The sequence below is a fragment of the Luteolibacter yonseiensis genome, from assembly GCF_016595465.1.
GTDB lineage: Bacteria > Verrucomicrobiota > Verrucomicrobiia > Verrucomicrobiales > Akkermansiaceae > Luteolibacter > Luteolibacter yonseiensis.
The window spans coordinates 523,110-544,573 of the sequence record NZ_JAENIK010000013.1 but is presented as its reverse complement, the minus strand read 5'-3'; the positions used below and the strand labels follow the sequence as shown (position 1 = coordinate 544,573).

Here is a 21,464-nt window from a genome sequence, read left to right as displayed (position 1 = left end):
ATGGCGCGCGCATCGTGGCGGCGGCTCCCAACCGCCATGCTGCTTTCCCATAAAATCCATAGAACCCATGGAGCCCGTGCGTCCGGTTGTTTCGTAGGGTTTCCTTTGCGCATGACGCCGGTTCGCGCGAATGAATTCCGCGCTCCCGGTGTGGTCAGTCGAGAATCTGGGCCAGCACGTAGGGAAGGATGCCTCCCGCGCGATAGTAGTCTTTTTCGACCGGAGTATCGATGCGGACGATGACGGGGACGTCGAAACTCTCGCCGGTCGACGGGTGGACCTGAAGGGTCGCGGTCTGCATGGGTTTGAGGTCGTTGTCGATGCCGGTGAGATCGAATATGGCGTCGGCGAGGTCCTTGATTTTGTCGTAGTCTTCCTTGTTGACGAAGTTGCAGGGCAGGACGCCCATGCCGACGAGGTTCGAGCGGTGGATGCGCTCGAAGGACTTGGTGATGACGGCCTTCACCCCGAGGAGGTTGGTGCCTTTCGCCGCCCAGTCGCGTGAGGAGCCCATGCCGTAATCCTCGCCACCGATGATGATGGTGGGGATGGTGTCTTCCTGATAGATGGCGGCGGCGTCGTAGATGGCCTTGGTTTCGCCTCCGATGCTGGTGACACCGCCCTCGATGCCGGGAACCATGAGGTTCTTGATGCGGACGTTGGCGAAGGTACCGCGTGTCATGACGCGGTCGTTGCCCCGGCGTGAGCCATAGGAGTTGAAGTCCGCGAATCCGACGCCCTTTTCCCTGAGGTAGCGTCCGGCGGGACTGTCCATCTTGATGGCTCCGGCGGGCGAGATGTGGTCCGTGGTGACGGAGTCCGCGAAAATACCGAGAGGCCGGGCGCCATGGATTTCCACGATGTCACGCGGGGCGGGGCTGAAGCCTTCGAAGAACGGAGGTTCCTGGATATAGGTTGATTCGCGATCCCACTCGTAGACGTCGCCGGTGGAGGACTTGATTTCGTTCCACTTCGGATTTTGGTCGGAAAATCCGGTGTAGAGGCGTTGGAAAACGTCCGGTTTGAGCGAGGAGGTCATCGCGTCGGTGATTTCCTGCCCGGATGGCCAGATGTCGGCGAGGAACACCGGCTCGCCCTTCGGCGTTTTGCCCACGGGCTCGGTGGCGAGGTCGATGTCCACCGTGCCTGCGAGGGCGTAGGCAACCACGAGGGGTGGGGACATGAGGAAGTTCGCTTTCACCGACTGGTGGACACGGGCCTCGAAGTTGCGGTTGCCTGAGAGCACTGAGGCGGCGACGATGTCCTCGGCTTTCACAACGTCTTCAATGCCGGAGTCCAACGGGCCGGAGTTTCCGATACAGGTGGTGCAACCGTAGCCGACTGTCTGGAAGCCGAGTTTGTCGAGTTCCTCCTGCAGGCCGGTCTTGGTGAGATAGTCGGTGACCACGCGGGAACCGGGTCCGAGCGAAGTCTTGACGGACGGGTTCACCTTGAGACCGTAGGCGTTGGCCTTCTTGGCGAGGAGGCCGGCGGCCAGCATGACGCTGGGGTTCGAGGTGTTCGTGCAACTGGTGATGGCTGCGATGAGGATGGAACCGTGGCCGATCTTGTCAGCGACGCCATCCTTGCTGTTCACGTGGACGACGGCGGTCTTGGATTCGGTTTTGGCGAAACCACCCTCCGCGACAGGAGCGGCGAGAAGTTCTCCCCATTTGGCCTTGAGGTTGTCCACATCGATACGGTCCTGCGGACGCTTCGGTCCGGCGACGCCGGGTTTCACGGAGGAGAGGTCCATTTCGACAACCTGGGTGAATTGGAGCGCGTCCTTTACGGTCGGGATGCCCCACAGCCCCTGGGCTTTGTAGTAGTTTTCGACGGTGGCGCAGAGTTCCGCGGAACGGCCCGTGCCCGCGAGGTAGCCGGTGGTGACCTCATCGATGCCGAAGAAGCCCATGGTGGCGCCGTATTCCGGTGCCATGTTGGCGATGGTGGCGCGGTCGGGAAGGCTGAGCGCCTTGGCACCGGGGCCGTAAAATTCGACGAATTTGCCGACGACCTTGGTTTTCCGCAGGATTTCGGTGACGAGAAGCACGAGGTCGGTGGCGGTCACGCCGGTCTGGAGTTCTCCGGTGAGGTAGACTCCAACGACTTCCGGGACGAGGAAGGTGACTGGCTGGCCCAGCATGCCGGCCTCCGCCTCGATGCCGCCCACGCCCCATCCGACGACGCCGAGGCCGTTGATCATGGTGGTGTGGGAGTCGGTGCCGACGAGGGTGTCCGGGTAGTAAACTCCGTTTTTCTCAAGCACGCACTTGGCGAGATACTCGAGATTCACCTGGTGGACGATGCCGATGCCGGGAGGAACGACCTTGAAGGTGTCGAAGGCTTGTTCGCCCCATTTCAAGAACTCGTAGCGCTCGCGGTTGCGGTGGAATTCCAGATCCAGGTTCTTTTCAAGGGATGCGGCCGTGCCCGCGTAATCGACCTGCACCGAGTGGTCCACGACGAGATCCACGGGAACGAGCGGTTCGATCATCTTCGCATCCAGGCCCATGCCATGGACGGCGGAGCGCATGGCGGCGAGATCGACAAGAAGAGGAACTCCGGTGAAATCCTGGAGGACGATGCGGGCGACGACGAACGGGATTTCATACTCACCGGGTACCGCGGCGTTGTAGCTCGCCAGGTTGTTGATGTCTTTTTCGGTGACCTTGAGGCCGTCGTTGTTGCGGAGAAGGGATTCGAGAACGATCCGGATGGAAATCGGCAGCTTGCCAAGGTTAGGGAAACCTTGTTCGGAGAGCGCGGGGAGGGAGTGGAACCTGCCTTCGACTCCTGAGCCGGTCTTGAAAGTCCTGAGAGTGTCCATGGGGGACTACCTACAACAGTAGTCATGAATCTTCCAGAGGCATTCCGCATTCTGCGTAATAAACTCTCAGGCCTCCCATAGACCCAACGGTTATGGGAGATGCTCTTCTCAAGGAGCGGTGATCTCCGAATCGCCGTGTCGATGAGAGGCCGATGATTTGCGGCATTCGCCCATCTCGTCGTCATCTCTTGGGCTGGGGCGGATCGGAGTCCGCCCCTCCTTGATTCATGGGCATTTATGCTCGATCTCCTACCCTTAAAAGACCGATACCAGTTCCTTCACAGGAGGGGCGAAGGTGGTGAGGTCGATGCCTGTAACGGCGGATTTGTATTCCTCCAAGCTCGGAGTGCGGCCGAGGATGGCGGAGAGGACGACGACAGGGGTGGAGGAGAGCAGGGACTCGCCCTTTTTCCTGTCGGAGTCTTCGACCACGCGGCCTTGGAAGAGGCGGGTGGAGGTGGCCATGACGGTGTCGCCTTTTTCGGCCTTCTCCTGGTTGCCCATGCAGAGGTTGCAGCCGGGTCGCTCCAGATACATCATGTTCTGATATTCGGTGCGGGCGACGCCTTTGGGATCGTTGTCGTTGAATTCGAAGCCGGAATACTTCTGGAGGATGTCCCAGTCGCCTTCGGCCTTGAGTTCGTCGATAATGTTGTAAGTCGGCGCGGCGACGACAAGAGGAGCGTTGAATTCGACCTTGCCATAGGTCTGTTCGAGGTTCCTGAGCATCTTGGAGACGATCTTGAGATCTCCCTTGTGAACCATGCAGGAACCGACGAAACCGAGGTCGACCGTTTTGCTACCTTCGTAGTAGGAGAGGCCGCGGATGACGTCGTGGGTGTAGCGCTTGGACACATCCTCGTTGTTCACGTCGGGGTCGGCGATCATGGGCTCGTCGATGATGTCGAGGTCGACGACCATTTCGGCGCGATACTTGGCATTGGCATCCGGTGCGAGGGGCGGCTTGGAGCCGGACCGGATTTCAAGGATGCGGTTGTTCGCCTTGTCGATGAGGCCTTGCAGCACATGGGTCGCGTTGTCCATGCCCTTGTCGATCATGATCTGGATGCGGCTCTTGGCGGTTTCCAGCGATTCGATGAGGGTTTCGTCCTGAGAAATGCAGATGGAGGCCTTGGCCTTCATCTCGGCGGTCCAGTCGGTGAAGGTGAAAGCCTGATCGGCGGGAAGGGTGCCGATGTGGACTTCGATGACGCGGCCTTGGAAGACATTGTCACCGAATTTTTTCAGCATCTGCGCCTGGGTGGCGTGGACGACGTCGCGGAAGTCCACATGGGGCTTGAGAATGCCCTTGAAGGTGACCTTGACCGACTCGGGGATGGGCATGGTCGCCTCGCCGGTGGCGAGGGCCAGGGCGACGGTGCCGGAGTCGGCGCCGAAGGCGATGCCCTTGGACATGCGGGTGTGGGAGTCGCCGCCGATGGTGATGTCCCAGTCGTCCACCGTGAGGTCGTTGAGGACCTTGTGGATGACGTCGGTCATGGCGTGATAGCCGTCCTTCGGGTCGCGGGCGGTGATGAGCCCGAAGCCCTGCATGAAGGACATCAGCTTGGGGATGTTGGCCTGGGCCTTCTTGTCCCAAACGGAAGCGGTGTGGCAGCCGGATTGGTAGGCGGCGTCGACCGTGGGCGAGATGACGGTTGCCGCCATCGCCTCAAGCTCCTGCGAGGTCATCAGGCCGGTGGTGTCCTGCGAGCCGACGATGTTGACCTTGACGCGGACGTCCGAACCGGCGTGCAGGGTCAGGCCGGGAGTGGTGCCGACGGCATTGCGGTTGAAGATTTTTTCGACGGCGGTGAGTCCCTGGCCCTCATGGGAAATTTCCTTGGCGGGAGCGAAAACGGCGGGTGTTTCGATGCCCAGCGTTTCGGCGGCGAAGGTCTGGAGCTTTTTACCGAAGACGATGGCGTAGGAGCCGCCCGCCTTGATGAACTCGAGCTTCTGCGGGGTGAAAGCGGAGGAAACATCGGCCAGCACCTTGCCATTTCCGTAGAGCTTTTTCTCTTTGGTATTGATGGTAAGGATGGTTCCGGTCTCGACCGAGTAGACCTGCTCCAGAACGGGATCCCCGTTGTCGTTGGTCACGATCTTGCCTTCGGCGTCGGTTTTCTTGACCCAGTTCTTGAGATCGAGGCCGATGCCGCCGGTGACGCTGACGGTGGTGAGGAAGATGGGGGAGATGCCGTTGGTGCCTGCGACGATCGGGAAGAGGTTGACGAAAGGCACGTAGGGGCTGGCCTGTTTGCCGGTCCAGAGAGCGACGTTGTTGACGCCCGACATGCGGGAGGATCCCACGCCCATGGTGCCTTTTTCCGCGATGAGCATGACGCTCTTGTCGGGGTGGAGCCTTTGCAGGGCCTTGATTTCCGCCTGTGCCTCTTCGTTGATCATGCACTTGCCGTGCAACTCGCGGTCGGAGCGGGAGTGTGCCTGGTTGCCGGGAGAGAGAAGGTCGGTCGAAATGTCACCTTCGGCCGCGATGTAGGTGACGACCCGGACTTCCTCGGGAACTTCCGGGAGCTTGGTGAAGAACTCGGCGGCGGCATAGCTTTCAAGAATGTCTTTCGCGACCGGATTGCCGGCGTTGTAGGCTTTTTCGAGTCGCGAGGTGTCGGCGTCGTAAAGGAATACCTGGGTTTTGAGAACCTCGGCGGCCTGCAGGGAGATTTCGGCATTTTCGCCGAGAGCGAGGTTGAGGAGGGTGTTGATGGAGGCTCCGCCCTTCATGTGGGAGAGCAGCTCGAAGGCGAAGGGGGTGGAGATTTCCTCCACGACCGATTTGCCGAGAATGATTTCCTCAAGGAAACGGGCCTTTTCGCCAGCCGCGCTGGTGGTGCCCGGAAGAGTGTTGAAGATCAGGAAATCGAGCGATTCCTTGCGATGTCCGTTGGAGGGGTCCTTGATCTGGGCGATGATCTCAGCCGTCAGTTCGCCGCTATCGATGGGTTTGGGGTGCAAGCCTGCGCTTTTGCGTTCCTCAATTTCTGCCAAGTAGTCTTGATATAGCTGCATGTTCTTAAATCGATCGATAGGAATTCACTGGGAGATCAGGCCGCGCCGGGAGACAGGCGGCCGGGTCCGGTCATGGGGTGGAATCTTGCTCCGGAGCCGGTGGTGAAGGAGCGAGATGGGTTCATGAGCGGATCGTTGTGAAAAATGGACGGTGGTTTGTGACCGTCGCTGGAGGTGGTGCGGAGAGTGTGATGGCGTGAGGGATTTGTCAAAATCGATAACCCGGAGATTGCGGTTTGATTTCGGGAAAGGGGAGTTGCTAGCTTGGGGGCATGCGAATCTCACGGATCTGGATGGTGGCGGTGCCTTGCGCTTGGCTGATGGCGGGTTGCGGCGGGGTTGGATCCGCCCCGAATTTGGGAGATATTCCAGCAGGTGACGAGCCAGCGGAGGGAGGAATTGCCGAAGTGCCGAATCCCAACCCGGCGATGGCGAAGAAAAGCGGAAAGCCCCTCTCGCAGCTCCAGCGCGGTCACGAGACCTACATGCTGCGCTGCGGGGAATGCCACCGCTACATGCTGCCGCAGAACCTGGACGTGGACGAGTGGCAGGATGCGATGCCGAAGATGATCAAGCACGCGGGCTTGGAGAGCGCGGATGAAAAGGCGGTGCTGGACTACGTGGTGGCGGTGAAAACGGATCGCGGGGAATGACTCCGGCTCTCGAGCTGCTGGCGTTCGCCGGGGTGATGGCGCTGGGGCAGTTCAGCCCGGGACCGGACATGATCCTGCTGACCCGGACGGCACTTAAGCTCGGAGCCCGGGCGGGGGTGGAAATGGCCCTTGGAATCGCCTGCGGGCTCACTTTTCACTCGGTGATTGCGGTGGCCGGTGTCGCTTTGGCGCTGGAACGGTCTGCGGTGCTGCGGGTCGCGTTGCATTGGCTGGCGGCGGCGTATCTGGCTTGGCTGGCGATCGGGATCGGCAGGGAAATTTTCCGCAAGGAGGAGTCGCAGGAGACGGTGGTGGCGGATACGTCGCGTGGGCCGTTCGTGCGGGGATTGCTGTGCAACCTGCTGAATCCGAAGGCGGCGATTTTCCTCGCGGCGGTGAGCGCCCCCTTTCTCAAGGGGGCGCGGCCCGACTGGTGGCCGGTGACCATCTGCGGAATCGTGGTGGTGCAGGGCTGCGTGCTTTGGTCGCTATGGGCGGTGCTCCTGCAATGGGGGCCGCTGCGGATCGCCTACGGAAAATCGGTGAAATGGATCGATGGGGCGTTCGCCGTCGTCCTCATCGGGCTGGCGTTGCGGCTGGTTTGGGGATGACGCGGTCCACGACGGGTGATCGGGCCCATCTACAATAAGTGTTCGACGGTCGGTCGTTCGCAAGTCGATGATTTTCAATCGTGTGTCAGTACCCGCAATCGTCTTTCACCGATCTCTCACGCCTGTTGCACCGCCGATGCGGCCGCCGGATCGAGGATGAACTGTGCCGAAGGATGGTTCTGGAGATAGGATGCCGCCACCCGGGACGACACCGGTCCACAGAGGGCGCTGCGGACGATGCGGGATTTTTTGGAACCCCATGCGAGCAGGGAAATCCTGCGCGCCTTCAAAATCGTCCCGCAGCCCATCGTCACCGCGTGGGTTGGCACGTTTTTCAACCCGTTGAAACGATCCGCCACATCCTCGCGGGTCGTGTCGCTCAGTTCCACCCGGTGGGTCCGCGATACCGGGGAGGTCCCGGGCTCGTTGAAGCCGATGTGGCCGTTCCTGCCGATGCCCAGCACCTGGTAGTCGATCCCTCCCGCCTTCTTGATCATGCGCTCGTAGCTGGCGCAGTGGGCGGTGACGTCCGGATCCGCGATGTTCCCCGAGAGGAAGCGGATGTTTTCCGGCGGCAGGTCCACATGATCGAAAAAATGCCTCTGCATGAAGGAGCGGAAGCTGTGGGGATGGCTGCCGGCGAGGCCCATGCATTCGTCGAGATTGAAGGTGACGACGTTCTTGAACGACAGGCCTTCCTCCCGGTGCTGGTAGATCAGCTCGGCGTAGAGGGGCAGGGGGGAAGCCCCCGCCGGCAATCCGAGCACGGCGGTGCGGCCGAGGATCGCCCGCTCACGGATGAGCTGCGCGATCTCCGCCGCCACCAGCGCGCTCGCGGAGTCGGGGTTTTCAAAAACCCGGAAACGTGCGGTATGGGACATCATCCGGCTGGGTCGTTTCTCAGGCTTCGATCTCGACGATGAGGTTGATCTCCACCGCCACATTCAGCGGCAGGGACGCGGCGCCCAGCGCGGTGCGCGAGTGCCTGCCCTTGTCGCCGAAGATTTCCACCAGCAGCTCGGACGCGCCGTTGATGACCTGGGGGTGTCCGTAGAAATCCGCCTCGGAGTTCACAAATCCGTTCAGCGCCACGATCTGCTTCACCTTGTCCAGCGAGCCGACCTCGTCCTGGATGACGGCAAGACGGTTCAGGATGATCATGCGCGCGCCTTCCTTGGCCTCGTCGATGGAGACATCCGTAGGCACCTTGCCGATGACTTTCTTCTCACCATCGATCGGCAGACCTCCGGAGAGGAAAAGCAGGTTGCCGCTGCGCACGCAGTTGACGTAGGCGGCGACGGGCGTGGGGACTGCGGGCAGGGTGAGGCCGAGGGCGGTGAGTTGATCTTGGACGGACATGGGTATGGTAGGGTCAGGGGGTATGGGGAAAATCATCGGTCAGCAGCGAGACGAGCTGCCTGCCGCCGTTGGTGAGGGTGGCCTTGTTGCCCTCTCCGGAAATGAGGTTCCGGGTCATGTAGCGTTGTGGCACGGTGGACGGGCGGACGGATGTCACGACCGGCACGGTCACGTCGCGCTGGCTCCGCTCGAAGGCGAGCGGCAGGCCGGTGGCGCTGAAGCTGATTTCCCACGAAGCGGCGCCCTGTGTGTCGCCTTTGACAATCCATGGGTAGCGTTTCACGAACTCCGGCGGGGTTTCCTTCGCCGGCACGGCCACCTTGAAATAGACCGGCGTGGAGGCGATATACTGGCTGAACTGGAGCTCGGGATTCGCCTTGTGGTCGAGGAAAAACCGCGCCGCGTCCGCCCCGCAGATGTTCATGCCGTTGAAAAGTCCGTGGTAGTTCGTGCCTCCGCCGAATTGCTGGTGCCACTCCATGTAGCGCGAGCTCATGAGCATGCCGATTTCCAGGTGGCAGTGTGCCCGCGTGCGGTCGATCCCCGCGCCGGTGTAGCCCATGCGGCCGATGACGGAGCCCGCCTTCACCTCGTCTCCCGGCTTCGCGGTGATTTCCGCCAGGTGGGCGTAGAGCGAGATTATCTGGGAGTTCTCCCACGAGTGCTCGATGACGACGTATTTTCCGTAATTGCTGCGCCCCGCGATGGGACTCACGTAAACCACGCGCCCGTCCGCGATGCTGGAGACCAGGTCCAGCGGATTGCCCGCCTTGTCCCGTTTCACCGGGGAAATGTCGATTCCTTCGTGGAATTTCGTCAGCAGCACCTCGCCATTCACGCGGATGGCCGTGCGCACGAGGCCGAACGATCCCGCCTCCCAAGGCTTCGTCTGCTGCCCTTCGAAATTCCGGTCCACATACATGTAGAAGCGGTCCATCTCACCGGTGAAAAGGTGGTGGTTCTCGGTGGGCAGGCGGAGGTCGATGGGGGCTGCGGCCGTGACCGTGGCCAGGGAAAGCAGGGAAACAAGCGTGCGGAACATCGTGAAGCGGTTGATTCTTCGTGAAGGAGCGTTATTTCTTCTTCTTTTTCCCATTTGCTCCGGTGCGTGGGAGCTCCTCGTCCAGCAGTGTGATGTCCGCCAGGGTCACGCCCTGCCAGATCACCACCACGCCGTCGTCCACCTGCTTGTCGATGAGAAAACCGTTCACCACGTTGCCGTTGACCTGCGAGATCATCCATTTGCCCTGGTTCGCGTTCGTGATCGCGGACAGACGGGCGGCCGCATTGCTCTTCAGCCTCACCACCACGCCATAGTCACCCGCCTCGGACGGGAACGGGCTGAAGGAAACGATGTCCTTGGTGCCGATCTCCGGCATCCGGCGGAAGTAGCGCTGCTGGCCGTTGGCAAGCTGCGGGAAAATCATTTTCGGGTTGTCCGTCGCCTCCGTCTCCATGTGGAACGTGATGGACGCCTTGCTCTCCTTCTTCCCGCTGGCGAAGGCGGAGGGAGCAAGCGCAAGGAAGGCCAGCATCAGGAAAGCGGCGAAGCGTCGGTTCATGCCGCGAGTGAAGCACAACCGGACGATCCCGGAAGAAAAAACTGAGAGACCCGGACATTCCCGGCGGAGGAGGATCTGCGAAAGATGAATGCGATCGATGATCGACGAATGAAAACTCCTGCCCTCGTCGATCATCGCCCGTCCATCATGGGATCATAGATCCACGTGATCGATCAACCGCACCTCGCCGTAAAACACCGCCGTCGCCAGCACCGCCGGACGCACCAGATCCGTCACCGGCTGCAAGGTCTCCGCATCCACCAGCGACAGGTAGTCGATCCGGGCGAGGGGGGATGCCTCGATCTCCTCCCGCGCCCTAGCCAGAATGGCCTCCACATCGCCCAATTCCGCCGCCGCCTTCAGCGTCCGCAGGATGCGCGGAGCGTCCGCCCGCTGCTCCGGGGTGAGCCGCGTGTTGCGGGAGGACATCGCCAGGCCATCCGCCTCCCGCATCGTCGGGCAGGAGACGATCTCCACCGGCACATCCAGATCCCGCACCATCCGGCGGATGATCGCCAGTTGCTGGAAATCCTTCTCCCCGAAAACCGCCACGTCGCAACCGCTCAGCAGGAAAAGCTTCAGCACCACCGTGCACACCCCGTCGAAATGCCCCGGCCGCGCCGCCCCGCACAGATCCCGGGAAAGCAGCGTCTCCGTCACCGTGACAGACCGGTCCGGGAAATACATCGAATCCGCCACCGGCGTGAACACCACATCCACCCCCGCCGCCTCACAAGCCGCCAGATCGCTCTCCATCGGCCGCGGATAAGCCTCCAGATCCGACGCCCGGTCGAACTGGATGGGATTCACAAAAATCGAAACCACCACCGTCCCCTCCGGTCCTGAGATCTCCCTGGCTTTGTGCATCAACGAGATGTGGCCGGGGTGGAAGGCTCCCATGGTCGGAACTAATACGCGTGGACCGGGCGAATGCTTCAGCACATCCCCCAAGGCACTTCCGTTTTCGGCAATTTTCATGCCTCGGGGTATTCCCGAAAGGTGGCCGTAGCAAGTGTGGGATAGGTAGTTCGCCCTATTCTTTCATTGGCCACAGATTCCGACAGTCTGACCTATGGTAAAAGCAGACGCTGTGTCTCTCCCTCCTGGAAGTTGAATATTTGAAACTAGCAACTTAACCTGCCGGCAACTTTCCTTTCTTCCAGTCCACACGGTTGTTGTTAATTTCCGCGTTCGGAAATAGTTTCCGCCTTTAGAAACTCCGCCGGATTTCCCCAGCATGGCATCGCCTGATCCTCCTCCTTACACCATCACCCCGGCGATCCTTTCGCTGGTGGCGGAAATTGCCGGGGAGATGGGACGCATCGGTGCTTTGTCGGGTGCTGCACAGATTCCCAAGCTTCGTCGGGAAAACCGTATCCGCAGCATCCACGCCTCGCTGGCGATCGAAAACAACACGCTCAGTCTAGATCAGGTCACCGCCTTGCTTTCCGGCAGGCGAGTGCTCGGTCCCGCCCGCGAGATCCGGGAAGTGGAGAACGCCTTCGCAGCCTACGAAGTAATGCCCTCGTGGAATCCATCTTCCACGAAAGACCTCCTGGCAGCCCATGGGCTCATGCTCTCCGGTCTCGTGCCGGATGCCGGTAAATTCCGGACCCGATCCGTGGGTATCGCCCAAGGGAAACAGATCGTCCATCTGGCACCTCCTGCCGACCGCGTGCCGGGTCTGATGAAAGACCTGCTGTATTGGCTCAAGCGCACAGACGCACATCCTCTCATTGCGGGCTGCGTGTTCCACTACGAACTGGAGTTCATCCACCCCTTTGCGGACGGCAACGGCCGGATGGGCAGGCTCTGGCAAACGCTGATTCTTAGCCAATGGAATCCGCTCTTCGCCTTTCTCCCTGTGGAATCCGTCATCCGCGATCGGCAGGCCTCTTACTACAAGGTTCTCGCCAACTGCGACAAGGCGGGAAACTCCACCGCCTTCATCGAATTCCTGCTTGGAACACTGAAAACGGCACTCAATGAAGCGGCCGCTTCCGAACCTATTGCCGCCGGAAAAAGCACCAAGTTGGCACCAAGTCGGCACCAAGTCTCTATCCTGCGCCAATGCCGCGTCGAAACCGCCATCGGAGCCCTCATGGCCATCGCGGAACGCAGCGACCGCACCAAATTCCGCAACCAGATCCTCAAGCCTCTTCTGGATGCCGGATGGGTGGAAATGACCCTCCCCGACAAGCCCAACAGCCGCCTCCAAAAATACCGGACCACCCCCGCAGGACAAGCGGTATCAACGTGACTTCAAGTGAAGCAGGCGTCCACGTCTTTGAGCCGGCCCACATGATAAGGCGCGTTCAGTGATATCTGACGCGCCTTTTTTCTATATGTTGAATTTGGTTTCTTTACACCGGCGCTCCAATTTCCATTTCCGGATATAGCAGCTCGATCAACCCCGCCCTCACCTCCGGGGGGCAGGTTTTGTGGTTGGTGACGGGATCGTGGAAACGGACGACCGGGTCCGGGTGGGGGCTGTGTTCCCAGGAGACGAGGGGGAAGCGCAGGGTTTTGCGGAGGTGGGCTTCGGCGGATTCGTGGAGGGAGTCGCGGATGCGGTCGGAGTTGAGGACGACGACGGGGCGTTTTTCCTTGGGTGTCCGGCAATCGGCTTCCAGCTCGATGCGGTCCGGCTTCGGTGAGGTCCGGAGTTCGATTCGGGTGACGGCGGCTTCGGGCGAGTAGCCTTCGAGCCTGGCCTGGACCGCGGCGGGGAGCGTGAGGATTTCGCCAATGGTGGGGCGTTGATCGAAGTCGTGGGACCAGGTGGCGAGCGGGGTGAGTCCGTCTTTCAAGACGACGGTGGCTTGTGGGGTGTGTTGTTGGTTTTGCATGATGTTGTTTCTATTTGGGTTGTTGATTGTTATGTGAGAGGGCTGTGGTTCTTGTTTTTCACCGCAAAGTCGCCAAGGTCGCCAAGGGTCGCGAAGGAAGAGATTGAGAGCTTTGTTTGATGTCTGCTGGTGTGCCATGTCGCAGGCTTGGTATCTTTTTCAACTTTGCGTTTCTTTGCGGCCTTTGCGACTTTGCGGTAAAGTCTGAAAGCCGGGCAGCCAGACTGTTGGTATGGATCGTGGTGGTGGTTCAGGTTTCCTGTTTGCGGACGGCGATGATGCGCATGCGGCGTTGGCCGATCGGGGTTTCCCATTCGACCATCTCTCCAACTGGGCGGCCAAGGACGGCGGCGGCGATGGGGGTGAAGATGGAGATATGGTCGAGGTCGATGTCCGCCTCATCCGGCATGACGATACGGAACTTGTAGTAGTCCTGCGAATCGAGCGGCGAGATGAGGGTGGTGTGGTCGCCGATCTCGACGTGGGTGAGCAGTTTCTCACCCGCTGTCGGCGGTCGCGAGGATGCGAGGAGGTGGTTTAGCCTGTCGGCCTGTTCCGGATCGGGATAGGGCGGCCGGGAGTTGCGATGGATGATGGAATGGAGGCACGATTGGTCGGCCTCATTGAGGAGAATGAGTGGTTTCACGGGAAAGATTGTCTGTGCGGCGTGGGCGGAAATGCCGCCACGTCACGGGGTTGGGAAATATATTGGTTTTTCCAGACAACCCCGGCTTGCGCCTGTTCACGGAGGTTGCCTTACCAAGCCCGGAAGGCGGACAGTCGATGCGCGCACCAACCCTGCGGCAGCACCGCGGGTGCGGGCCGTCCAAGCTGGAGTTGTTTGTTCGTTGAGAAACGCATCGCTATCAATCACGGTTGAATTCGTGTTGAAGTCAAATGGATTTTTTGAAGAAAGTTGAGGGTTGGGAGTTGATTGTTGATAGCAAGAGAATAGGGAGGGAGTTGATGGTTGGGAAATATCGAGTGTATTCGTAGATAATGGTGGAGAAGAAGTCGGGAGTTTGATGTTGGAAGATTTATTTATGGCCGCGCTTTTATTGGCGTCTTCATGGAAGGCGGATCGGTGTTTGCGACTCTTTGTTCCACGGCCTGGCGCGTTCCCGACTTACTCCATTCGGGGAGGGGACAAGGGGGGCGTTTTGTTGGCAGACTGGCGGGCATGTCGTTGCGGATCGTTTTTATTTTTTGTCTGGCCGTATGGGCGGCGGCTCTGCCGTGTGTGGCGAAGCCGGTGCTCTACATCATCGGGGATTCGACGGTGCGGAATGGCACGGGCGGACAGATGGGGTGGGGGGATCCGCTGGTGGATGAGTTCGATCCGGCGAAGATCACGGTGATCAACCGCGCGATCGGCGGGCGCAGCAGCCGCACGTTTCTCACGGAGGGACGGTGGGACGCGGTGATGGCTCATCTGAGACCGGGGGATTTCCTGCTGATGCAGTTCGGCCACAACGATGGCGGGAAGCTCAACGACGAACGCTGCCGCGCTTCGATCAAGGGTATCGGGGAGGAAGCGGAGGACATCGTCCGCGTGACCGACCAACAGCCGGAGACGGTCCATAGTTATGGTTGGTATCTGAGGAAATATATCACGGAAGCGAAGGAGAAGGGCGTCACTCCTATTGTCGTTTCACCCATTCCCCGCAACATCTGGAAAGAGGGCAGGATCGGCAGGTCCGACAGGGATTACGGTGGATGGGCGAAGCAGGTGGCGGCCGGGGAGAAGGTGCCGTTCATCGATTTCAACAACCTGCTCGCGGACCGCTACGAAGGCATCGGCCAGGAAAAGACCGCCGCACTTTTCGCCGGCACGGACCACACGCACACCGGGCCCGCGGGGGCGGCTTTCAACGCGAAGGCGATGGCGGGTGCGATCCGTGGGCTGGCGGATTGCCAACTCGGCGCCGCGCTTCATCCGGCGGACCTGTGGCTGCCATCGGTTTTCTCGGACCACATGGTTCTACAGCGCGGCATGGCCATTCCCGTATGGGGCCGGGCGACAGCGGGGGCGGAGGTAACCGCGACTCTTGCAGGGAAATCCGCCACAACGAAAGCTGGCGATGACGGAACATGGAAAATCGAACTGCCATCACTGGACGCGGGCGGACCTTACCAGCTCAAGGTTTCATCCGGCGCGGCGACACGTGATTTCAGCGATGTTCTGGTCGGCGAGGTGTGGCTTTGCTCCGGGCAGTCGAACATGGATTTCACGTTGGCGAAAACCGCAAAGCGGTCCTTTTCCGGTGCGACCGACTGGGAAAAGGAAGTCGCCGCTGCGGATCATCCCCAACTCCGCACGTTTTCCGCGGAGTGGAAGATGAACGAGTTCCCCCAGCGGGACGTGCCGGGGAAGTGGACCATCTGCACTCCTCAGACGGCGGGTGATTTCTCGGCGGTCGCGTATTACTTCGGCAGGGGATTGCAGGAACGCCTCAAGGTGCCGGTCGGTCTCGTGACCTGCGCGTATGGCGCGAGCACCATCGAGTCATGGATACGTGGGGAGACGCTCGCGGCGCATCCGCAATTCAAGGATCTGTTGAAAAATTTCAGCACGAAAAACCGGACATTCCGCGACGATCCAAAACCCTTCCTCGACTACGGTGTGGCGCTCGCGAAATTCAAGGGCGGCAAGGCACCGAAGAATCCCGACCCATTCCAGGACCAGCACAATCCTTACGTCCTGCACAACGGCATGATCTCGCCGGTCGTGCCCTACGCCATCCGTGGGGCGATCTGGTATCAGGGCGAGTCGAACATGAACACCCGCAAACTCTACGCCGACCTGCAGCAGTCACTCATCGAGGACTGGCGGGACCTGTGGGGAAATCCGGATCTGCCATTTTACTTCGTGCAGCTCGCCGCCCACAAGACGCCCTCTGTGGAACCCGGCGGCGGCCAGCTCACCGAGATGCGCGAGGCACAGGCGAAGTCCCTTGCCATCCCGCACACCGGCATGGTCGTCACCACGGACATCGGTGACGAAAAGGACGTCCACCCCCGCAACAAGCTGGACGTTGGGAAACGCCTGGCCCGTCTCGCGCTGGTGAAGACCTATGGAATGTCCGGTGAATCCAGCGGTCCGATCTTCCGCGAAAGTGCGGTGGAAGGAAACCGCATCCGAATCAGGTTCGACCACACCGGCGGCGGACTGGTGGCGAAGGGTGGCACACTGGGGCAGTTCGCGATCGCGGGCGGCGATGGCAAATTCGTCTGGGCGGATGCGGCGATCGAGGGGGACGGCGTGGTTGTTTCCAGTCCCTCGGTTTCCTCGCCCACCCAGGTCCGCTACGCGTGGGGGGACAACCCGGCAGGCGCGAACCTGTATAACACCGAAGACCTGCCCGCAGCTCCGTTCCGCACGAACCCATGATTCCCCGCCTTCTCTATTTCTCACTGCTGGCCATCCTGCCCGCCGCCGCACAGATCCCCGCGTTTCCCGGAGCGGAGGGGTTCGGCGCCTACGCCACGGGCGGTCGTGGAGGTGATGTCTACTATGTGACCAATCTGAACGCCAGCGGGGCGGGCTCGCTGAGGAACGGGGTCGAGACCGCTCCATCGAACGGACGGACCATCGTCTTCGCCGTCAGCGGCTACATCCCGCTGCCCGGCGGGATCGCGTTCCGCATGGTGCGGAACAAGATCACCATCGCGGGGCAGACCGCGCCCGGGGATGGCATCGGATTGAGAAACGGCACCGTGCGTGTCTCGGGAAACAACACGGTGCTGCGGCACCTCCGCATCCGCCATGGGAAGAACGGCAGCGGCGGGGACTGCATCGACCTGGACAGCAGCGCGTCGAACAGCATCATCGACCACATTTCCATGATGTTCAGCACGGACGAGAACATCTCGTTTTTCAACAGTGCCCTGGACAACTTCACCATGCAGTATTCCACCAGTTCGTGGGGCATGGAGCGGCACAACGCCGGAGGATTGTGGGACCTCAGGAACGGCTCCTGCCACCATACCCTGTGGGCGCACCACCGCACCAGAAACCCGAAGGCCCGTCCCGCGATGCTGGAGTGGATCAACAATGTCACCTACCACTGGCGGAACGAGGGATTCATCATGGGGGATTCCGAAACCCCGGCGAACTGGAAGGCGAACGTCATCGGGAATTACTATATCTCCATCAATGATCCTGACACGGGCTATTCATTGAGAAACAAGGGGCTCACCAAGGCACGGGTCGCCTCGAACAATGTGCCGAATTTCAGCCTGTATCTCGCGGACACGCTCCACGACGCGGACGGCGACGGCGTGCTGAACGGCACGGACAAGGGGTATGGCATCGTGGATGGAGCGGAGTTCGCACCCGGCGATGCCGTGGGGGCGAACCGGTATTACAAATCCGCCACACCCTTTCCCGGAGCCACGGGCGGTTCCGCAGTCAGGATCGACGGTCCGCTCACCGCTTACAAGAAGGTGTTGTCCGCGTCCGGTGCGTTGCGGCTGGATGCGAACCACAGCGGACTGTTGCGGGACGAACTCGACACCCTGTTGGTGGACAGCGTGGTCAACCAGCAGAGCATCCTCGTGCAGAAGGATGGCAACATCGCGGGAGAGACCACTCCGGGCAATGGAGAGGCGAATCTCGCCAATCCTCCCTATAACATCACCAACTATGGCTTCGGCACGTTGAACGGCACCACGCCTCCCACCGATGTCGATCTGGACGGCATGCCGGACGCATGGGAGTCCACCCTCAACGGCGTGAACGGAATGGCCTACAATGTTTCCGGAGACGATCATAATAACGTCTTCACCGCAGGCCAGCTCGGCAACACGTTTTTCCCGGCCGGCACACCCGTTGGCTACACCTACCTTGAGGAATACCTGCATTTCCTCGCGGTGCCGCATGCCACGGTTGTGAAGAATGTCGCGGGCTCGCCCTCGTCGCAGACCGTCAACCTGCGGAAATACACCGAGGGATTCACCAAATCTCCGGCCTACACTGTCAGCGGAGTGGTCAATGGCACGGTGCTGCAGTTTCTGGCCGACGGCACCACGCCATCCGCCACCGGGCCGGTGGTGAAATTCATCCCCACTCCGAACGCCACCGGCCGAGCGGGATTCCTGTTCACCGTGGTGGATGCCGACGGCAGCCAGTGGACGCAGCAGTTCGCACTGCTCATTTCCTCTGCCTCAGCGCCGCGCGACCTGATCTGGAACGGCGACGGTTCCACCAACGCCTGGAATGACGCGGCGGCGAACTGGAAACAACCCTCCGGTGCGCTCACGGCTTTCGCCACAGGGGACACGGCGCTTTTCGACGACCGCGGCTCCGCGACACCCGCTGTGAACATCACCACGTCGCAGACGTCCGGTTCGGTACTGGTGACGGGGACGAAAAACTACACGTTCGGCGGCAGCGGATCACTCGCATCCACCGGCACGCTCACCAAGGCGGGGGATACCAAGCTCACGCTCGCCACGCCGGTGAGTTTTTCGCTTGGAAGTTTTCTCAATGGCGGGGAGACGGTCCTCAATCCTGGCGGCGGTCTGGCAGGCGGCACCATCCGTTTTTCCGGAGGGAGCACGCTTACCTCCGCATATGGAAATACGACGCTGGGGATCAACCCGAACATCCAGGTGGACGCCGGATCGGTGGGGAACATCAACCTTTCCCAACGCGTCGAACTGAATGGTTCGTTGTCCGGAGGGGGAATTTTCAACATCTTTTCACCATCAAACCTCGGAACGGAGGGGCGTGTGTATCTCGATGGTGCCTCCGCGGGTTGCACCGGAACGGTCAATCTTTCCGGTGGCGCGACATCTCCGGGCAACGCGGGGCGGATCGCTTTCAGGGCGAATGGCGGATCCTTCAACGGCTTCGGCAGCGCGAGGGTGAACCTCTCCGGCATCGATCTCTTCACCACGAACAATTCCGGAGGGAACACCTACCCCATCGGCCAACTGGGCGGTGATGCGAATTCGCGCCTGAGAAGCAACTATCTCAACGGAGGCGGCGCGACCACGTGGTCCGTCGGTGGTCTGGGCACCTCCTCGACCTTCGCGGGAGCGATCATGGATGGCACGCGCGCGGATGGATCGAACAGTCCGACCCTGCTGACGAAAACCGGTGGAGGCACCCTTACCATCACCGGAACGAACATCCACAGCGGTGCGACGACCGTCAGCGGAGGAACGCTCGCGGTGGATGGCGCGTTGTCCTTGTCGCCTGTCACCGTGGGCGGCGGTGCCACGCTGGTGGGGAATGGAACCTTCGGCGGGCTGGTCACCATCAACAGTGGCGCCCGCATCAATCCGGGAAACTCCGCGACACCCTACCGGGCCCTTCCCGCGAATGGCGGACTCACCGTGTCTTCCGGCACGCTGGTTTACGACCTTTCCTCGAATCCGGGCGGAACCAATGACAGGATCACCGTCGCCGCCGGCACTTCCACGAATCTCAGCGGCACGGTGAATTTCCAACTGAACTTCGTCGACGGCTCCCTCGGGGCGGGTGTTTATAATCTGATCGACGGGGGTGCCACGCAATCCGTGAGCGGGTTGACCATGGTGCCGGTTCTTCCTGCTCCGACCGGGACCACTCGCCAGACATTTTCGCTATCCCGCCCTTCGTCCGGCACCACACCGGGTTATGTGAAACTCACCGTCACGGGAAACGCGGGCAACCTCACATGGACCGGTGTCAATGGCGGAATATGGGACCTGAACGCGACCGCAGGCAACTGGTCCGGCGCGTCACCCGATACTTTCAGCAATCTGGACCTGGTCACGTTCCCGGATGGCGCGGCGTCCGGATCCGTGAGCCTGGCCGGCACGTTGCAGCCGGCCCGTGTCACCGCGGCGAACAACACCTTGGCCTACACGTTGGGCGGATCAGGAGTTCTCGGCGGCGTCGGAGGATTGATAAAAAGCGGGGGCGGTATTTTCACGATCGGCAACAGCGCCGCGAACACCTTCAGCGGAGGAACCACGCTCAACGCGGGGACCCTCAGGTTGGCGAACACCAACACGCCTCTCGGCACCGGCGTTATCGCTGTGAATGGCGGCACGCTTTCATTTCCCTCGGCCATCTTCCTTTCTAATTCCATGGTGTTCACAGGGAACAGCAGGATTACCAACACCGGCGGGAATTCCGCGATCCTGAATCCCACAACAGGCACGCTGTCCAGTGTGGGGAATGCCAACATCGATCTCAGCGGTGTCGAAGGCATCCTGAGCATCAACGGTCCGATGGATGGTTTTTCCGGCACGCTTTCATTCGGTTCCGGTTCGGGAACGGTCCGGCTCAATTCGAACAGCAGCGCCGCGGCGGATGTGAACTTCGGAAGCGCGGACACCCACTTCGATCTCGGCACCGGTTCCGCCTATCTGAACAACCGGAACGGAGGCATCGTCATCCACCTCGGCGCGGTTTCCGGTGGTGGGAACACGCATCTCGACGGTCGTCAGAGTGGCAGTGGAAATACCGTCACCACCTACGTTGTCGGCGGGTTGGATACCTCCACCACGTTTGCGGGAACGATTTCAAACGCGGGAGATCTCTCCGGCCTGGATCTGGTCAAGACCGGCAGCGGGACGTGGACGCTCGGTGGAAATTCGAATTTCACAGGCGGTTTCCGGATCGAATCTGGCACGCTGGCCATCGCGGGAAAGACGATTTCATCGGCTGAGACGACCGTCGCAGAGGGCGCCGCACTCGTTTTGTCAGGCGGAACCTTTGGGGCGGAATCCGTCGGTGGAAGGGGCCTCATTTCCGGTCATGGCACGATCGCCGCGGACCTGAATCCGGACGGGGTGGTGATCGGGCGGGGATTCGCCACTGGCACGCCGGGCACTCTCGTGGTTACGGGGAACGCGAGCTTTGACAGCTCCTCCGTCATGAAACTGCGCGGCGGCGTTTCATCGGACCTTTTGGCGGTCGCGGGCGATTTGCAGCTTGCGGGGAGTATCCAGATCGCTCTCGCACCGGAGACCACCTTCGGACGTTATCCATTGCTCACGTGCGGTGGCGAGCTTTCGGGCGACGTTTCTCTAACAGGTGTTCCGGCGGGTGTGGACGCGCATCTCTCCCTGAGTGCTCCGGGGCGGGTGGATCTTGTCATCGATGACTCCGATGAAGACGGTCTGCCGGATTCATGGGAGGCGTTTCATTTCGGAAATCTTGCCAGGCTCCCGGACGGAGATGATGATGGAGACGGGCAGGACAATGCCGTGGAGTATCTCGCGGGTACGAATCCCTCGAGCGGAATCTCACGCTTCGCCGCGACGCTGTCGCCGCTGGACGACACCCGGTTCGCCCTCTCCTGGCCGAGCATTCCCGGGAAAATCTATCAGATCCAGACCAGCGGCATCCTGCTCGATGGTTGGAGCCCTCTCACCACTGTTCCCGGTTCTGCCGCTCCTGCGAAGAGCACCAGTTATTCCGTGGTCAGGACCGGAGGGGGGATGTTCTATCGTGTCGCCATCATCCCCTAGATGGGAGTTTGGTAATGGCGATGCAGGGGCATCCATCATTGATCAGACGATACCCATACTCCTTTTTGGTTAATTGTTGATCATGCGGGGAGTGGATTGAA

The 21,464-nt window shown here is 60.8% G+C and carries 14 protein-coding genes; 5 read left to right on the top strand and 9 right to left on the bottom strand.

Features of this window, described 5'->3' with window-relative positions:
• Positions 1-154: 154 nt before the first annotated feature.
• Both acnA and JIN84_RS22655 read right to left on the bottom strand, forming a co-directional pair.
• Complete coding sequence (acnA, locus tag JIN84_RS22660; protein ID WP_200353383.1) at positions 155-2,830, bottom strand: aconitate hydratase AcnA; 2,676 nt, start codon at positions 2,828-2,830, stop codon at positions 155-157.
• A 255-nt stretch (positions 2,831-3,085) separates the two neighbouring features.
• Positions 3,086-5,860, bottom strand: coding sequence for a bifunctional aconitate hydratase 2/2-methylisocitrate dehydratase (locus tag JIN84_RS22655; protein WP_200353382.1), 2,775 nt, complete (start codon positions 5,858-5,860; stop codon positions 3,086-3,088).
• 272 nt (positions 5,861-6,132) lie between these two features.
• Between JIN84_RS22655 and JIN84_RS22650 the strand changes: the two genes are divergently transcribed.
• On the top strand, positions 6,133-6,513 hold the full coding sequence (locus tag JIN84_RS22650; RefSeq protein WP_200353381.1) for a hypothetical protein: 381 nt from the start codon (positions 6,133-6,135) through the stop codon (positions 6,511-6,513).
• Positions 6,510-7,124 (top strand): LysE family translocator, encoded by a 615-nt coding sequence (locus JIN84_RS22645; RefSeq protein ID WP_200353380.1) that lies wholly within the window; start codon positions 6,510-6,512, stop codon positions 7,122-7,124. Before JIN84_RS22650 ends, JIN84_RS22645 begins: the two co-directional genes overlap by 4 nt.
• Positions 7,125-7,240: 116 nt before the next feature.
• Here JIN84_RS22645 and JIN84_RS22640 read toward each other — a convergent pair whose 3' ends face one another.
• The 5 genes from JIN84_RS22640 to panC all read right to left on the bottom strand — a co-directional run bounded on the left by JIN84_RS22640 (position 7,241) and on the right by panC (position 11,023).
• Complete coding sequence (locus tag JIN84_RS22640; RefSeq protein ID WP_234043651.1) at positions 7,241-8,008, bottom strand: 6-phosphogluconolactonase; 768 nt, start codon at positions 8,006-8,008, stop codon at positions 7,241-7,243.
• A 16-nt stretch (positions 8,009-8,024) separates the two neighbouring features.
• Positions 8,025-8,483 carry a RidA family protein gene (locus tag JIN84_RS22635; protein ID WP_234043650.1) on the bottom strand — a complete coding sequence of 153 codons (459 nt, stop codon included), beginning with the start codon at positions 8,481-8,483 and terminating at the stop codon, positions 8,025-8,027.
• A gap of 13 nt (positions 8,484-8,496) precedes the next feature.
• A complete protein-coding gene (locus JIN84_RS22630) occupies positions 8,497-9,525 on the bottom strand; it encodes a M23 family metallopeptidase (RefSeq protein WP_200353378.1) in 1,029 nt (342 codons plus the stop codon).
• Between the two features lie 31 nt (positions 9,526-9,556).
• A complete protein-coding gene (locus JIN84_RS22625; RefSeq protein ID WP_200353377.1) occupies positions 9,557-10,045 on the bottom strand; it encodes a DUF2059 domain-containing protein in 489 nt (162 codons plus the stop codon).
• Positions 10,046-10,198: 153 nt separating this feature from the next.
• Complete coding sequence (gene panC, locus JIN84_RS22620; protein WP_200353376.1) at positions 10,199-11,023, bottom strand: pantoate--beta-alanine ligase; 825 nt, start codon at positions 11,021-11,023, stop codon at positions 10,199-10,201.
• A 259-nt stretch (positions 11,024-11,282) separates the two neighbouring features.
• Here panC and JIN84_RS22615 point away from each other — a divergent pair, with 259 nt between their 5' ends.
• Positions 11,283-12,305, top strand: a complete 1,023-nt coding sequence (locus JIN84_RS22615) for a Fic family protein (RefSeq protein WP_200353375.1) — start codon at positions 11,283-11,285, stop codon at positions 12,303-12,305.
• 103 nt (positions 12,306-12,408) lie between these two features.
• On the opposite strand, the gene JIN84_RS22610 is transcribed toward JIN84_RS22615, so the two are convergent.
• Together JIN84_RS22610 and JIN84_RS23465 are read right to left on the bottom strand one after the other, a co-directional pair.
• A complete protein-coding gene (locus JIN84_RS22610) occupies positions 12,409-12,894 on the bottom strand; it encodes a hypothetical protein (protein WP_200353374.1) in 486 nt (161 codons plus the stop codon).
• Between the two features lie 250 nt (positions 12,895-13,144).
• Positions 13,145-13,540 carry a GreA/GreB family elongation factor gene (locus tag JIN84_RS23465; RefSeq protein ID WP_200353373.1) on the bottom strand — a complete coding sequence of 132 codons (396 nt, stop codon included), beginning with the start codon at positions 13,538-13,540 and terminating at the stop codon, positions 13,145-13,147.
• Between the two features lie 534 nt (positions 13,541-14,074).
• On the opposite strand from JIN84_RS23465, the gene JIN84_RS22600 reads away from it, so the two are divergent.
• On the top strand, positions 14,075-16,285 hold the full coding sequence (locus JIN84_RS22600) for a sialate O-acetylesterase (protein ID WP_200353372.1): 2,211 nt from the start codon (positions 14,075-14,077) through the stop codon (positions 16,283-16,285).
• Entirely contained in the window at positions 16,282-21,363 is a 5,082-nt protein-coding gene (locus JIN84_RS22595; protein ID WP_200353371.1) for an autotransporter-associated beta strand repeat-containing protein, read from the top strand. Before JIN84_RS22600 ends, JIN84_RS22595 begins: the two co-directional genes overlap by 4 nt.
• The last annotated feature ends 101 nt before the right edge of the window (positions 21,364-21,464 follow it).